Annotated in this window: 12 protein-coding genes; 9 read left to right on the forward strand and 3 right to left on the reverse strand. The window is 62.9% G+C overall.

Features of this window, described 5'->3' with window-relative positions; all coding sequences use genetic code 11:
- Nucleotide 1: 1 nt before the first annotated feature.
- Both AC1DU8_RS22310 and AC1DU8_RS22315 read left to right on the forward strand, forming a co-directional pair.
- Nucleotides 2-514, forward strand: coding sequence for a DinB family protein (locus AC1DU8_RS22310; RefSeq protein ID WP_457282054.1), 513 nt, complete (start codon nt 2-4; stop codon nt 512-514).
- A gap of 32 nt (nt 515-546) precedes the next feature.
- The gene (locus AC1DU8_RS22315; RefSeq protein WP_477702339.1) at nt 547-1,680 is read left to right on the forward strand and encodes a 2-aminoethylphosphonate--pyruvate transaminase; all 1,134 of its coding nucleotides are present in this window, start codon (nt 547-549) and stop codon (nt 1,678-1,680) included.
- A gap of 113 nt (nt 1,681-1,793) precedes the next feature.
- On the opposite strand, the gene AC1DU8_RS22320 is transcribed toward AC1DU8_RS22315, so the two are convergent.
- Nucleotides 1,794-2,750 carry a helix-turn-helix domain-containing protein gene (locus AC1DU8_RS22320; RefSeq protein ID WP_477667718.1) on the reverse strand — a complete coding sequence of 319 codons (957 nt, stop codon included), beginning with the start codon at nt 2,748-2,750 and terminating at the stop codon, nt 1,794-1,796.
- Between the two features lie 189 nt (nt 2,751-2,939).
- On the opposite strand from AC1DU8_RS22320, the gene AC1DU8_RS22325 reads away from it, so the two are divergent.
- The 7 genes from AC1DU8_RS22325 to AC1DU8_RS22355 all read left to right on the forward strand — a co-directional run bounded on the left by AC1DU8_RS22325 (nt 2,940) and on the right by AC1DU8_RS22355 (nt 10,539).
- Nucleotides 2,940-4,430 (forward strand): amino acid permease, encoded by a 1,491-nt coding sequence (locus tag AC1DU8_RS22325; RefSeq protein ID WP_457282051.1) that lies wholly within the window; start codon nt 2,940-2,942, stop codon nt 4,428-4,430.
- A gap of 9 nt (nt 4,431-4,439) precedes the next feature.
- Nucleotides 4,440-5,837 carry a glutamine synthetase family protein gene (locus tag AC1DU8_RS22330; protein WP_477667717.1) on the forward strand — a complete coding sequence of 466 codons (1,398 nt, stop codon included), beginning with the start codon at nt 4,440-4,442 and terminating at the stop codon, nt 5,835-5,837.
- Nucleotides 5,824-6,345 carry an N-acetyltransferase family protein gene (locus AC1DU8_RS22335; RefSeq protein ID WP_477689789.1) on the forward strand — a complete coding sequence of 174 codons (522 nt, stop codon included), beginning with the start codon at nt 5,824-5,826 and terminating at the stop codon, nt 6,343-6,345. The genes AC1DU8_RS22330 and AC1DU8_RS22335 overlap by 14 nt, the downstream gene beginning before the upstream one ends.
- Nucleotides 6,342-7,475: an iron-containing alcohol dehydrogenase gene (locus AC1DU8_RS22340; RefSeq protein ID WP_477689788.1), complete on the forward strand. Its 1,134-nt coding sequence runs from the start codon at nt 6,342-6,344 to the stop codon at nt 7,473-7,475. The genes AC1DU8_RS22335 and AC1DU8_RS22340 overlap by 4 nt, the downstream gene beginning before the upstream one ends.
- A 232-nt stretch (nt 7,476-7,707) precedes the next feature.
- Nucleotides 7,708-8,526 (forward strand): gamma-glutamyl-gamma-aminobutyrate hydrolase family protein, encoded by an 819-nt coding sequence (locus tag AC1DU8_RS22345; RefSeq protein ID WP_457282047.1) that lies wholly within the window; start codon nt 7,708-7,710, stop codon nt 8,524-8,526.
- On the forward strand, nt 8,504-9,877 hold the full coding sequence (locus AC1DU8_RS22350) for an aldehyde dehydrogenase family protein (RefSeq protein WP_477667714.1): 1,374 nt from the start codon (nt 8,504-8,506) through the stop codon (nt 9,875-9,877). The genes AC1DU8_RS22345 and AC1DU8_RS22350 overlap by 23 nt, the downstream gene beginning before the upstream one ends.
- A gap of 2 nt (nt 9,878-9,879) precedes the next feature.
- Entirely contained in the window at nt 9,880-10,539 is a 660-nt protein-coding gene (locus tag AC1DU8_RS22355; protein WP_457282045.1) for an HAD family hydrolase, read from the forward strand.
- 139 nt (nt 10,540-10,678) lie between these two features.
- Here the strand turns inward: AC1DU8_RS22355 and AC1DU8_RS22360 are convergent, their stop codons facing one another.
- Both AC1DU8_RS22360 and AC1DU8_RS22365 read right to left on the reverse strand, forming a co-directional pair.
- On the reverse strand, nt 10,679-13,633 hold the full coding sequence (locus AC1DU8_RS22360) for a DNA topoisomerase III (RefSeq protein WP_477727251.1): 2,955 nt from the start codon (nt 13,631-13,633) through the stop codon (nt 10,679-10,681).
- Nucleotides 13,630-14,163 (reverse strand): TlpA family protein disulfide reductase, encoded by a 534-nt coding sequence (locus tag AC1DU8_RS22365; RefSeq protein WP_477727252.1) that lies wholly within the window; start codon nt 14,161-14,163, stop codon nt 13,630-13,632. Before AC1DU8_RS22365 ends, AC1DU8_RS22360 begins: the two co-directional genes overlap by 4 nt.
- Nucleotides 14,164-14,235 lie beyond the last annotated feature (72 nt).

The following is a 14,235-nucleotide window of genomic DNA, read 5'->3' on the forward strand; positions in this document are numbered from 1 at the left end:
CATGACAGCCCAGCGCAACATCCGCATGCTCACACGTTACAACGCGTGGGCCAACGACCGCCTGTTCGGCGCATTAAAGCAACTTCCTGCAGCTGAACTCCTGGCACCGCGCGCGACAGGCTTTGGCAACATGCTTCGTACGCTGAACCACGCCTATGTGGTGGATCTCATCTGGCAGGCGCACCTGCAGGGGCGGCCGCATGGCTTCAGCTCCCGCAACACAGAGGCTACTCCCACACTGGAAGCGCTGTGGGCAGCTCAGGGGCAAATCGACACCTGGTACATCGAATACGCGGACACCCTGAGCGTCGAGGCACTCGACGAAATCGTGCATTTCACGTTCATCGATGGCGACGCGAGTGCCATGACACGGGGAGACATGCTGCTGCATGTCGTCAACCACAAAACCTACCACCGGGGCTACGTGGCCGACATGATTTACCAGGTTCCGGCGCGCCCCCCAGGCATGGATTTGCCCATATTCCTGCAGGGATACCCGGCCCGACTGAATTGAATCGCCCGCAACGAAGACCACAGGCATAACAAATGGACAGAGACAAAATCCTCCTCACCCCCGGGCCGCTGACCACCACCCTGCGCACCAAGCTCGCGATGCTGAAAGACTGGGGCTCCTGGGACAGCGATTTCAACGCCGTCACGGCGAGTGTGCGCAAAAGCCTGCTGGCCGTCATCCACGGGCAGGATTCGCATGTCGTCGTTCCGCTTCAGGGAAGCGGTACTTTCAGCGTGGAAGCGGCAGTGGCCACCGTGGTGCCGCGGGACGGTCACGTGCTGGTGATGGACAACGGCGCCTACTGCAAACGCGCGGCAAGGCTCACCACGCTGATGGGACGGCGCTGCACCATCATGCCCTTCGACGAAGCGGCACAGGTCTCTCCCGCCGCACTGGACGCCATGCTGGAAGCCGACACCAGCATCACCCACGTCATGCTGATCCACTGCGAGACAGGCGCGGGCGTGCTCAACCCGCTGAAGGAAGTGGCCGACGTCTGCAAAACCCATGGCAAGGGCCTGTTGGTGGACGCCATGAGCTCCTTCGCCGCGATAGAAATCGATGCGCGCAAGGTGCATTTCGACGCACTGGTGGCGGCCAGCGGAAAATGCCTTGAAGGTGTGCCCGGCATGGGTTTTGTCTTCATCCGCAAGGCCGTACTGGACGGCTGTACCGGCCGCAGCCAGTCGCTGGCCATGGACCTGCACGACCAGTACGCCTACATGGAAAAAACCACGCAGTGGCGCTTCACGCCGCCCACCCATGTGGTGGTGGCGCTGGCCGAGGCGATTGCGCAATTCGAGGAAGAAGGCGGCCAGCCCGCGCGCCTGGCGCGCTACGAAAGCAACTACCGCACGCTGATTGCGGGCATGGCGAAACTCGGTTTCAAGCCCTTCCTGGACCCGGCCATCCAGGCACCCATCATCGTGACCTTCCACGCGCCAGCCGACACCCGCTACGAGTTCAAGAAGTTCTATGCCGCTGCACGAGATCGCGGTTTTGTCCTATATCCCGGCAAGCTCACGCAGGTGGAAACTTTCCGGGTGGGCTGCATCGGTGCGATCGGCCCGAATGAGATCGAACAGGCCGTGCTGGCTGTGGCGGGCGCCTTGCAGGACATGGGCATCACATCCGCCGCACCGGCAACCCACGCGCACGGAGCGTAGGCCCTGAGAACGTCTCTTTACAAGCATGAGCCGTGGAACCGGCTTTGCCGGGCCACAGGCGGGCGGCCCCCTCGGGGGGCAGGGAGCTACACGAAGTGAGCGACCGTGGGGGCCTAGTGACTTCGGCGAAACGCCTCAGAAGGAAGTTCGCCAAACATTTGCTGGTAGTCGTGCGCGAAATGACCAAAATGCCAAAACCCCAGGTGCGTTGCAGCCGCCGTCACGGACGTAGCGGTCTTCAATGCCTGCCTGGCCGCGTTCAAGCGCACGGCGCGCAGATAAGCCAATGGGCTGATGCCCAGCGCTGTCTGGAAGCCGTTTTGCAAGGTCCGCCGGCTCACGCCGAGCTGCTCGCACAGCGCCAGCACCGTGGGCGGCTGATCGAGCTGCGCGTGCACCAGTTCGCGGGCACGTCGCGTCAGCGTCCAATGCCCATGAGTGCCGACAGCGTCCGCGCTACCCGCGGGCGCAAGAACGCGGCCGAGCTGCTCCACCACGCTGTCGAGCATCGCAGCCTGCACGGCGGGCGACTGCAGCAGCGCAGGGGCCGCCTCCACCGTATCCAGCACACCGGTGAGGCACTGCCTGAGCCCCGCCTGCGCCGCGCCATCCAGCCGGCGCAACCCTGCCTGCGCACCGAGCCGGGCCTGCAGCGCCGGGTCATGCTCGCCGCAGCGGCGCCAGGCCGCTTCGTCAAGCTCCAGCCCCAGCATCACATGACGCCGGGAAGAGCGGAACTCAAAACCCGACGCCCCCGAAAACACATGCAATGCACCTGCGTCGCTGGGCGCGCCGCAAAAAACGCTGGGGCCTTCGACCTGGAGCGGCAGCCCCAAGGCCAGGGCACCATCGCGTATCCGTCCGGTCTGGTACACCGACTCCCGCAGGCTTTCCACAAAGAGGCGAAGGCCCGCGAATTCCAGCTGGCGCACCTCGCCGCCAAAGGCGCCGCGAGACAGCTGGAGGTAGCTCTGGTTCCAGCCCGTAAGTGCCGCCGCCTGCTCGTCTGCGTCGGCGAACGACGCGCGGGACAGCAGGGCTGGCTGGAGAGTGTCAGGCGTGTGGACCATGGCCGCATTCTTGCAGGATTCGTGCCGTGTGCAAGCAACGCTTTGAAACACTTCGACTTACTCGCCATCTCCTTAAGCTCAATCTCGCTGCGTTACTTGCCGAAATGGGATTTCAGCGCACCTACGCTCGCCCTACGATGCAAGACAGCCCCACCGGGCCCTCAACCTTGCAACCTATAGGGAGCCACCATGTCAGAACGTTCCAGCGTGCAATACGCGAAAGTCGACGGCAGCTATTTTGAAAAGAGGGGGCTGCGCCGCTATGCCGGCGTCTGGTCGCTCTGGGCACTCGGCGTTGGCGCCGTGATCTCCGGCCACTTCGCCGGCTGGAACCTGGGTCTGGCCAACGGCTGGGGCAGCATGTTGCTGGCCACCATCATCATCTCCGTGATGTATCTTGGCCTGACCTTTTCGCTGGCCGAGATGTCACCCGCATTGCCCCACACTGGTGGCGCGTACTCTTTTGCACGCACCGCCATGGGGCCCTGGGGCGGCTTCCTGACGGGGCTGGCCGAAAACGTGGAATACGTGCTGACGCCGGCCGTCATCGTGTTCTTCATCGGCAGTTACATGGGCAGCATTTTCGGCACACCACCGGCCTGGCAGCCTTTGTGGTGGATAGGTTTTTACATCGTCTTCATCGGGCTGAACATCATCGGCGTCGAGCTGTCGTTCAAGATCACACTGGCCGTCACGCTGCTGGCGCTTGCCTGCCTGGTGGCGTTCTGGATCAGCGCCTTTCCCAAGATCGACTTCGCACGCTGGGCCATGAATGTCGGCGCCGGCGGCGCCGTGCTGCCCGAGGGCCGCGGCCCCTTCCTGCCGCTGGGCTTCGCCGGCGTGCTGGCGTCGCTGCCATTTGCGGTGTGGCTGTTCCTGGCAATCGAGCAGCTACCGCTGGCGGCTGAAGAGTCGGTGGACCCGCGCCGTGACATGCCACGCGGCATCATTGCCGGCATCTTCACGCTCATCCTCTCGGCCTTCATGATCCTCTGGCTCAACCCCTCGGTCGCAGGCATAGGCTCGCACGCGCTGAGCACCTCGGGTGAGCCGCTGCTCGACGGCTTCAAGGCAATTTACGGCAACGGCATCGCCAAGATACTGGCGCTGGTGGCCGTGCTGGGCCTGGTGGCGAGTTTTCACACCATCATCTTTGCCAAGGGCCGGCAGATCTATTCGCTAAGCCGCGCCGGGTACTTTCCTTCGGCACTGTCCGTCACGCACGGCAGCCGCAAGACTCCGCACATCGCCATGATCGTCGGCTCGGTGGTGGCGCTGGTGGTCATGTTTGTGCTGTGGTTTTCGCTGGGCGTTGACAAAGGCTCGGCCGTCATCGGCGGCACCTTGCTCAACATGGCGGTGTTCGGCGCCATGTTCTCCTATGTGATGCAGGCGCTGTCGTTCATTCGGCTGCGCAGCAAGCTGCCGAATATGGAGCGCCCCTACCGCAGCCCGCTGGGCGTTGCGGGTGCGGTGCTGACTTTGGTCATCGCGCTGGTCACGATTTACTTCCAGCTCAGCGACCCGATCTACCGCGTGGGCGTGCTGTGGGTGGCGCTGTGGTTTGCCATCGGCATCAGCTACTTCGCAGTAATGGGCCGGCACCGGCTCATCCTCTCGCCGGAAGAAGAATTTGCGATTGGCCTGGCCGAAAAAGGCCGGGCAAGCGCCCACCCCTAAAACCACAAGGTGCCCACGACCATGCCCAAAAAAGCCACCAAATCCTCCGCACCCCATCCAGCCCTGGAGATGCTGCGCAAGTCGGGCGCCAACAAGATGAAGGTTGCCGTCAGCGACATCGACGGCGTGCTGCGCGGCAAGTACCTGCACAAAGACAAATTCTTCGGTGCGGCCGAACCCTACCCCGCCGGGGGCTTTGGGTTTTGCGACGTGGTGCTGGGCTGGGACATGATGGACAACTGCTACGACAATACCTCGGTGACAGGGTGGCAGCACGGCTTTCCGGATGCGCTGGCACGGCTGGACCTGGCCACCACACGCCATGTTCCCTGGGACAACAACGTGCCCTTTGTGCTGGGTGAATTCGTGAATGCCGACGGCACGCCACACGCCGTCTGCCCACGCCAGACGCTCAAGCGCGTGCTCAAGCGCGCCGAAAAAATGGGCTTCATGCCCATGACGGGCATGGAGTTCGAATGGTTCAACTTCCTGGAAACGCCGCACAGCTGGGCCGCGAAAAACGGCGTGGGGGCCGAAAAACTCACGCCCGGCATGTTCGGCTATTCGCTGCTGCGCATGAACGAGAACCAGGATTTCTTCAACGCCATCATGGACGAGATGCTGGCCTTCGGCATCCCGATCGAAGGCCTGCACACCGAAACCGGGCCGGGCGTGTATGAAGTAGCCATTGGCTTCAGCGAGGCACTGGAGCAGGCCGACCGCGCCATCCTGTTCAAGACCGGCGCCAAAGAGATCGGCTCGCGTTTTGGCATCATGCCCAGCTTCATGGCCAAGCCCCACCAGCAGCTGCCGGGCTGCAGCGGCCACATCCACCAGAGTTTGTCGGACGGCAAGACCAATCTGTTCTTCGACGCAAAGCACCCGCGCAAGATGAGCAAGCTGTTCGAGAGCTACGTCGCCGGCCAGGTCGCCTGCATGATGGAGTTCGGCCCCATGATCTGGCCCACCATCAACAGCTACAAGCGCCTGGTCGACGGCTTCTGGGCGCCTGTGAAGCCGACCTGGGGCATGGACAACCGCACTGCAAGTTTCCGCGTGATCGCGGGCAGCGCCAAAGCCACCCGGCTGGAAACCCGTTGCCCTGGCGCCGACGTGAACCCTTACCTGGCGATGGCTGCCGTCATCGCTGCGGGACTGGACGGCGTCGAAAAAGGCCTCAAGCTGGGCGCGCCGATCACCGGCACCAACCAGGGAGCCGAACACATTGCCCGCGCACCGCGCACCCTGATCGAAACCACACGTATTTTCCAGAAATCGGACATCGCGCGCGACTGGCTGGGCGATACTTTCGTGGATCACTTCGCGGCAACGCGCGAGTGGGAATGGCGCCAATGGCTGGACGCCGTCACCGACTGGGAAATGAAACGCTATTTTGAAATCATCTGACCTCCTGATCCGCAGGCTGACCGTGCCCGACGCCGCCGCTTACCGCGAATTCCGCCTGCGCGGCCTGCGCGAGCACGCGGACGCGTTCACCTCCAGCTTTGAGGAAGAAAACCTGCGCGTGCTGGCCGACACCGAAAAGCGCCTTTCACCCGCCGGCGACACCGTCATGTGGGCCGCCTTTTTGGACGGCGCGATGGCCGGCGTGGCAGGGCTGAACCGGGAGACGCGGCTGAAGAACCGTCACAAGGCCACGCTGGTTGCGATGTACGTCGCGCCCGAATACCAGGGGCATGGCATAGGCCGGGCGCTGGTCGGCAAGGTGCTGGAGGAGGCACGCGCCGGCGGCGTGGAGCTCGTGGTGCTGACGGTCACCGCCGGCAACCGCGAGGCGACGGCACTCTACGAGAAATGCGGGTTTAAATCCTTCGGCATAGAGCCCGACGCGATTCGGGTCAACAATGTCTCTTACGGCAAACAACACATGTACTTCCAGGTCGCACCACTATGAGCATCACCGGTTTTTCCTTCCCCACCACCATCAAGTTCGGCGCAGGCGCGCGCAAGCTCGTCGCCGACACCCTGAAAGAAGCGGGCTGTAAACGCCCGCTCATCGTGACCGACAAAGCGCTGGGCGCCTTGCCCGTTCTGGCCGAATTCAGGACCCACATGGCCGGCCTGGACGTGGCGGTGTTCTCGGGCGTGTTTGGCAACCCGACCTGCAGCCAGGTCATGGACGGTGCCGCAGCCTACAAGGCGCACAAGGCCGACTGCGTGATTGGATTTGGCGGCGGCGCAGCACTTGACGTCGCCAAGGTGGTCGGTATCGCCGCCACCCATGAAGGCGACATCCTTGAATATGTCTGGGACCATCCGCAGGTACGGCCCATCGTCAATGAGTTGCCTTACTTCGTGGCCCTGCCCACCACCTCGGGCACCGGCTCCGAAGTCGGCCGTTCCAGTGTGGTCAGCGAAAACGACACGCACCTGAAGCGCGTGGTGTTCAGCCCAAAAATTCTGGCGAAAGTGGTGTTTGCCGATCCCGAACTCACGTTGGGCCTGCCGCCCGCCGTCACGGCCGCCACCGGCATGGACGCCCTCACCCATAACATCGAAAGTTACCTCTCGCCGGCCTATCACCCGCTGTGCGACGGCATTGCACTCGAAGGCACGCGCATCGCGGCGCATGCGCTGCTCAAGGCCGTGAAGGAACCTTCCAACCTGCAGGCTCGCAGCGACATGATGATGGCCTCCATGATGGGCGCCATCGCCTTCCAGAAAGACCTGGGCGCCGTGCATTCATGTGCCCACGCGCTGGGCGCTGTCTGCGACTTGCACCACGGCCTGGCCAATGCGCTGATGATCGACACGGTGCTGGCATGGAACTACGAATCGGCGCCCGCCAAATTTGACGAGCTGGCCCACGTATGTGGCGTGGCCGGCGGTGGCAAAGCTTTTGTAGCCTGGCTCAAGCAGCTCAAGGAGAGCGTCGGCATCACCGGCCCGCTGTCGGCCCACGGTGTCAAGCGTGAACACCTGCCGCGCCTGGTCGAGATCGCCACCGCCGACATCTGCCACCAGACGAATCCACGGCCCTGCAAGGCTGAGGACTTCCAGCGATTGTTCGAGGCCGCCTTATGAATGTGGCCCCCACGCTTTTCACTGCGTCTTCGACTTCGTGTAATGCGCGAGGCCTTGCAGGCCGCGGCTCGCGGGACGCTTCGCCTCTGTCGCCCGTCCAAGCCTGCGCAGGCAGGCTCGGAGCCGCGGACTCCAGCCCCTCGGGGGCCGCTGCGCCTGCGGCCCGGCAAAGCCGGTTCCGCGGCCCCGGCTTGGGCAGAACAGAACGATCACTTTTGAGAAGGGTACTCGCATGATCGCCGCTAGTCGTCTCAAGATTGGGTTGTCAGCGTGTTTCTCGCATGCCGACCCAACCCGCTCTTTCTTCACCGGCAAGACGCTGCAGTATGTCGAACAGTCGATTGCCCACTGGGTGATGTCTTCCGGCGCCATGGTCGTCATGGTGCCTTGCCCGACGGGCAGCACGCAGCGCGGCGACGTGACCTATGAACATTACGCGCAGTGGCTGGACGGCCTGGTGCTGCACGGCGGCGCCGATGTCTGGCCGGGCAGTTACGGCGAGGAGCCGCTGGAAGAAAAATGGTCGGGCGACCGTGTGCGTGACGAATACGACAAGGCACTGGTAGCCGCGTTTGAAAGAGCCGGCAAACCGGTGTTTGGCGTTTGCCGCGGCCTGCAATTGCTTAATGTTGCATTCGGCGGCACGCTCTACCAGGACATCAATACGCAGGTGCCTGACTCCTTCGTTCACCGCGACGCCGTCACTTACGACCAGAACTTTCACAGCGTGAACATCGTGCAGGGCTCCAGGCTTTCCGCCATGTACCCCGGCGTGGAGCGCGTGCGCGTCAACAGCATCCACCACCAGGGCATCAAGGACTTGTCGCCCGAGTTTGAAGCCGAGGCTTTCAGCGTGGACGACGGCATCGTGGAGGCGATACGCCGCAAAGACAAAACCAAGAGCTACATCGCCGCCACCCAGTGGCATCCCGAATTCCATAAACCCGGCTCCGACACGATTGACGACGCCGCCGTACTCGATGATTTCCTCACCGCCGTAGCGACGGCCAAAAGCAAAGCCAATAAACATGACCAAACTCGCCATTCATAACCCCGCCACAGGTGAGATGATCACCGAACTGCCTGCGGACGACGCGGCTTCCGTTGCTGCCAAGGCAAAGCAGGCGCGCACCGCGCAGGCTACGTGGGCCACCGTGCCTGTGGCCGAGCGCAAGGCCTGCATCACGCGCTTTCGTGCCGGCATCGTTGCAGAGCTCGACACCCTGGCGGCCGTCATGACGCGAGAAACCGGCAAGCCGATCAAGATGTCACGCAATGAACTCAACGGCCTGCTTGGCCGTATTGATTTTTTCCTGGCAGAGCTTGATGCCTCCACGGCCACGCAGACCGTGTTTTCCGATGGCGGCATGACCGAGCAGATCGAGCACACACCGCTGGGCGTGGTCGCCAATATTTCGGCCTGGAACTACCCCTGGTTTGTCGGCGGCAATGTGTTCATTCCCGCGCTCCTGACAGGCAATGCCGTGCTTTACAAGCCTTCCGAATATGCGGCCATGACGGGCCAGGCCATCGCGCGCCTGCTGCATGCGGCCGGTGTTCCGCAAGACGTGTTTGTGCTGCTGATCGGTGGCGGCGCAGTCGGTGCGGCGTTGATGGAGCAGCCGGTGGACGGCCTCTTTTTCACCGGCTCCTACGCCACCGGTGCAAAGATCGCAAAAGCCATCGGCCCGCGCATGGTCAAGCTGCAGCTGGAGCTGGGCGGCAAGGACCCTACTTACGTGACCGAAGACGCCAACGTGAAGAACGCCGCCGAATCACTGGCCGATGGCGCGATGTACAACACCGGCCAGAGCTGCTGCTCGGTTGAGCGCATCTACGTGCATGAAAAAATTTACGACGCGTTCGTTACCGCCTTTGTGGACACCGTGAAGACTTTCAAGACCGGCGACCCGATGAGCGAAGACACCTACATCGGCGCCATCACCCGCGCGCCGCAGCTGGAGGTTCTGGATGCCCAGGTCGCCGATGCCAAAGCCAAAGGGGCGACCCTGCTGGCAGGTGGCAAGCGCGGCGCTGGACCTGGCACCTGGTATGAACCCACGGTGTTCAGCAACGTCAACCACAGCATGGAGCTGATGCGCGAGGAAAGCTTTGGGCCGGTTATCGGCATCCAGAAGGTATCGGGCGACGCAGAGGCCGTCAAACTCATGAACGACACACGCTACGGCCTGACCGCCGGCGTCTTCACGCCCGACGAAAAGCGCGCCAGGACGCTGCTGTCCCAGGTCAACGCCGGCAGTGTTTACTGGAACTGCTGCGACCGCGTCAGCCCGCGCCTCCCCTGGAGCGGCTACGGTGATTCCGGTGTCGGCCTGACCTTGTCCACCTACGGCATCCAGACATTCACCCGGCCAAAGGCTTGGCATCTCCGTCAATCCTGAGCATGAAGCTCACCCTCTTCGACCTGGACCACACCGTGCTCAACGGTGACAGCGATGTGCTGTGGTGCGATTTCCTGATCGAGAAGGGTTACCTGGGCAGGACGGAATTCACCGCACGCAACGCCGACATGGCAGCGCGCTACAAGGCGGGCACCGTGGGCCTGAAGGAGTTTGCCGATTTTTATGTGGGCACCCTGGCAGGTCGCACCGCCCAGGAGTGGGAGCCCATGCGGCAGGAGTTTTTGGCCAAATGGGTCGTGCCGCGCATCACGCCAGCCGCGATCGCGCTGGTCGACAAGCACCTGGAAGCCGGCGACCTGGTGGTCATGACGACGGCCACCAACCGCTTCATCACCGAGCTCACGGCCATCTACTTCGACATCGAGCACCTGATTGCCACCGAGCCCGAGATGCAGGGCAGCCGTTTCACCGGCAGCACCACCGGCGTGCTGAACATGCGCGAAGGCAAGGTCGAGCGCCTGCATGCCTGGCTCACCGCACGCGGCCTGCGCTTCAAGGATTGCAAAACCACCGCCTACAGCGATTCCATCAACGACCTGCCGCTGCTGGAAGCCGTGAAACACCCGGTGACTGTGAATGCCGATGCGACGCTGGCAGCGATTGGGACTGAGCGCGGCTGGCCCGCGCTGCAGTTGCACTGAGCAACCCGACCTGCGCAGCTGAAACAGCCCCGGAGAGGGCTGCATCCGCCTCATTTGAGTATAAAAATGGCCTGCAAGGCAATCAGGACGAGCGCTGGCAGCTATTAAAACAATAGCGGTTACGCCCGCACCTGCCTGCTTATTCCGCGCTCAGGTGCTTGCCGACAATCCCGGCCAGCTCAAACATCGTCACCTGCGGCTTGCCGAACACGGGCAGCAGCTTCGCGTCGGCGTTGATGGCGCGCTTGTTGGCCGCGTCCTGCAGGCCTTCGGCCTTGATGTAGTCCCAGAGCTTTTTGATGACCTGGGTGCGTGCCACCGGTTCGGCGCCAATCACCGCAGCCAGTGCGTCGCTGGGCTTGAGGCCTGCACCCGGCTTGGCGACGCGGGGCGTCTTGGGCTTGGCGGTTTTGGCGGCGGGCGTTTTCTTGGCGGCGACTTTTTTGGCCGCCGGTGCTTTTGCCGTTTTCGCGGCGACGGTTTTTCCGAAAGGCGTCTTCACCGTCCCGGTCTTGGCGGCCGCCGGTTTGCGCGGCGGAAACTTGGACGGGGCAAACTCGAAGTTCACCTTGTCGGCCTCCTTGTCCCAGGCCAGCATGGCCTTGAAGGGGCGGCGCGTGCGCATCGAAACGAACTTGTCGAGCAGATCGGTCTTGCCGGTTTCCAGCAGCTTGTGCATCTGCTCGCGCTCAATCGGCTGCTGCAGGATCACCTGGCCGGTCTTGAAGGTGCAGCTGGGCGTGGGCTGGGCCAGCGTGGGCACCGACTTTTCGCAAACGTAGTTTTTACCGAGTTCGAACACCCGCGCGGCGCAGCGCGGGCAGGGGCCCAGCGACTGCTGGTCGCCAAAGTCGACGATCTCGCCGGTCTCGGCATTCTTGTCGTCGCCGAAATCAAACTCCAGCTTGTAGTTCTTGGTTTCCTCGTCGAACTTGATCACCATCTCGGCGGTGAAAGGCCATCCGGCCTTGGAACGGAAGCCGTCCAGCGGGCCGATCTTCTTGTCGCGCAGGAACTGTTCAACCTCTGCCACTTCAAAGGTGCGGCCCGCCGGCGTTTTGCCGAAGCTGAAACCACAGCCGTCGTCGCCGTTCTTGCCGGTGCAGGTGTAGCGCCGGTAGTTTTCCTTCATGACACCGCCGCAGTTGGGGCAGGGCGCCGAGAGCGTGGCGTAGTCGCCGGGAATCGTGTCCTTGTCGTAGCCCTTGGCCTTGGCCACCATGCGCTCGGTCATGGTGGCGATCTCGGCCATGAAGGTTTCGCGGCTCAACTTGCCGTGCTCCATCTGCGCCAGCTTGAACTCCCACTCGCCGGTGAGCTCGGCCTTTGAAAGCTCCTGCACGTCCAGTCCGCGCAGCAGCGTCATGAGCTGGAAGGCCTTGGCCGTGGGGATCAGCTCGCGGCCTTCGCGCAGCATGTATTTTTCGGCAATCAGCCCTTCAATCGTGGCGGCGCGCGTCGCCGGCGTGCCCAGGCCTTTTTCCTGCATGGCTTCGCGCAACTCGTCGTCGTCAATCGTCTTGCCGGCGCCTTCCATCGCGCCCAGCAGGGTGGCTTCTGAATAGCGGGCGGGCGGGCGGGTCTTCAGGCCCTTGGCTTCGACCACTTCGGCGCGCACCATTTCACCCGGCTTGACCGGCACCAGGCTCTGGCCCTTGTCGCCGTCCTTGGCGTCGGCCACTTCATCGGCGGCTTCCTTGCCGTAAATCGCCAGCCAGCCCGGCTTGACCAGTACCTTGCCCTCGGTCTTGAAGCTGTGGCCGACCGACTGGGAAATACGCGTGGTGACCAGGTATTCGGCGCTCGGGAAAAACACCGCCATGAAGCGGCGCACCACCAGGTCATACAGCTTTTGCTCGGCTTCGCTCAGGCCACTGGGCGCCTGCAGTGTTGGGATAATGGCGAAGTGGTCGCTCACCTTGGCATTGTCGAAAATGCGCTTGCTGGGCTTGATGTAATTGCCCTTGATGGCCGTGGCCGCATGCGGCGCCAAGTGCTTCATGCCGCTGCTTTCCAGCATTTCAAAGGTCTTTTTGACCACCGGCAAATAGTCTTCCGGCAGCGCGCGTGAATCGGTACGCGGATAGGTCAGGGCCTTGTGGCGTTCATAAAGGCTTTGCGCAATCGACAGCGTCGTCTTGGCTGAAAAGCCGAACTTGCCGTTGGCCTCGCGCTGCAAGGAGGTCAAATCAAACAGCAGGCCGGCGGCCTGCGTGGTGGGCTTGCTTTCTTCCGTCACCGTGGCGGACTTGCCGCGCACGGCTTCTGCAATCGCCATGGCTTCGCGCTCGGACCAGACCCGGTCAGCTTTCAGTTCGGCGTCGGGCTCCGTGTTGTCGGCATTGGCCGCGGCTTTTTTCCACTTCGGGTCAAACCACTTGGCGGGGTATTCGCCGGCCTCGGCCAGAAAAGTCGCGTGGATTTCCCAGTAGTCACGGCTCACGAACTTGCGGATTTTTTCCTCGCGCTCCACCACCACCGACAGCGTCGGCGTCTGCACGCGGCCCACGGTGGTCAAAAAGAAACCGCCGTCACGCGAGTTGAAGGCCGTCATGGCGCGCGTGCCGTTGATGCCGACCATCCAGTCGGCTTCCGAGCGTGAGCGCGCCGCATCGGCCAGGCCCTGCATCTGCTTTTCAGTGCGCAGGCTCTCAAAGCCGTCGCGGATGGCTGCCGGTGTCATGGACTGCAGCCACAGCCGCTTCACCGGGTGCTTGCTGTTGGCGTATTGCTGGATCAGCCGGAAGATCAGCTCACCTTCGCGGCCCGCGTCACAGGCATTGACGAGGGCGTTCACATCCTTGCGTTTGGTCAGCTTGACGATCGCGTTGAGCCGCGTCTTCGTCTTGTCCATGGGCTTCAGGTCAAAGTAGGGCGGAATGACGGGCAGGTTGGCAAAGCTCCACTTGCCGCGCTTGACGTCAAACTCTTCCGGCGCCTGGATCTCGACCAGGTGGCCCACGGCCGAGGTGACCAGCCACTCGTCGCTTTCAAAGTACTCGTCGTGCTTTTCGAACTTGCCAGCCGTAGGCATGATCGCCCGCACAATGTCTTGTGCGACCGAGGGTTTTTCTGCAATCACCAGAGTTTTCATAAGTACTTCTTCAAACCTTCTACATCTTCGGGGAACATTTCCCCGCTTTCGGCAAATACGACTTTGCCTTCACGTCCGTTCGCCGCCACCTTGAGCACCACCACCACGGGCAGGCCCACCGGCTTGGGCAGGAATTTGGCAACCTCGGGGGTCAGCATCCCGGCGGGAAAGCTGTAGCCCTTGGTCTTCATATAGGCAGCTGCGGCCGCCGGCTGCTTGTCAATCGACAGGGCCAGCACCTCCAGCCCGCTGGCCTTCTGGGCCCGCCACAAAGCTTCTATATGGGGCGACTGCACCGCACAAAAAGGGCACCAGCTGGCCCACCAGTACACCACAAGCGTCTTCCCGGCCACCTCGGCAGGCTTCCAGGCGCTGCCGTCCAGCAGCGTGACGGCCGGCAAAGGCAGGGTGCTGCCGGCCTTCGGCAAGGGGCTTTCCCCGCCTTTGGCCCACGCCGGCAGGCCCAGCCCCGCCGCGGTCGGCAAGGCAAGGGCAGCGGCGGTCTGCATCAGGTTTCTGCGGTTGAACACGGGGACTCCTTGGGCGCATCACTACAATAGCGGCTCTCGCGCATGTACGCGCGCGGGTGCGCACGCATGCGC

The organism is Polaromonas sp. P3_A5 (assembly GCF_056403055.1).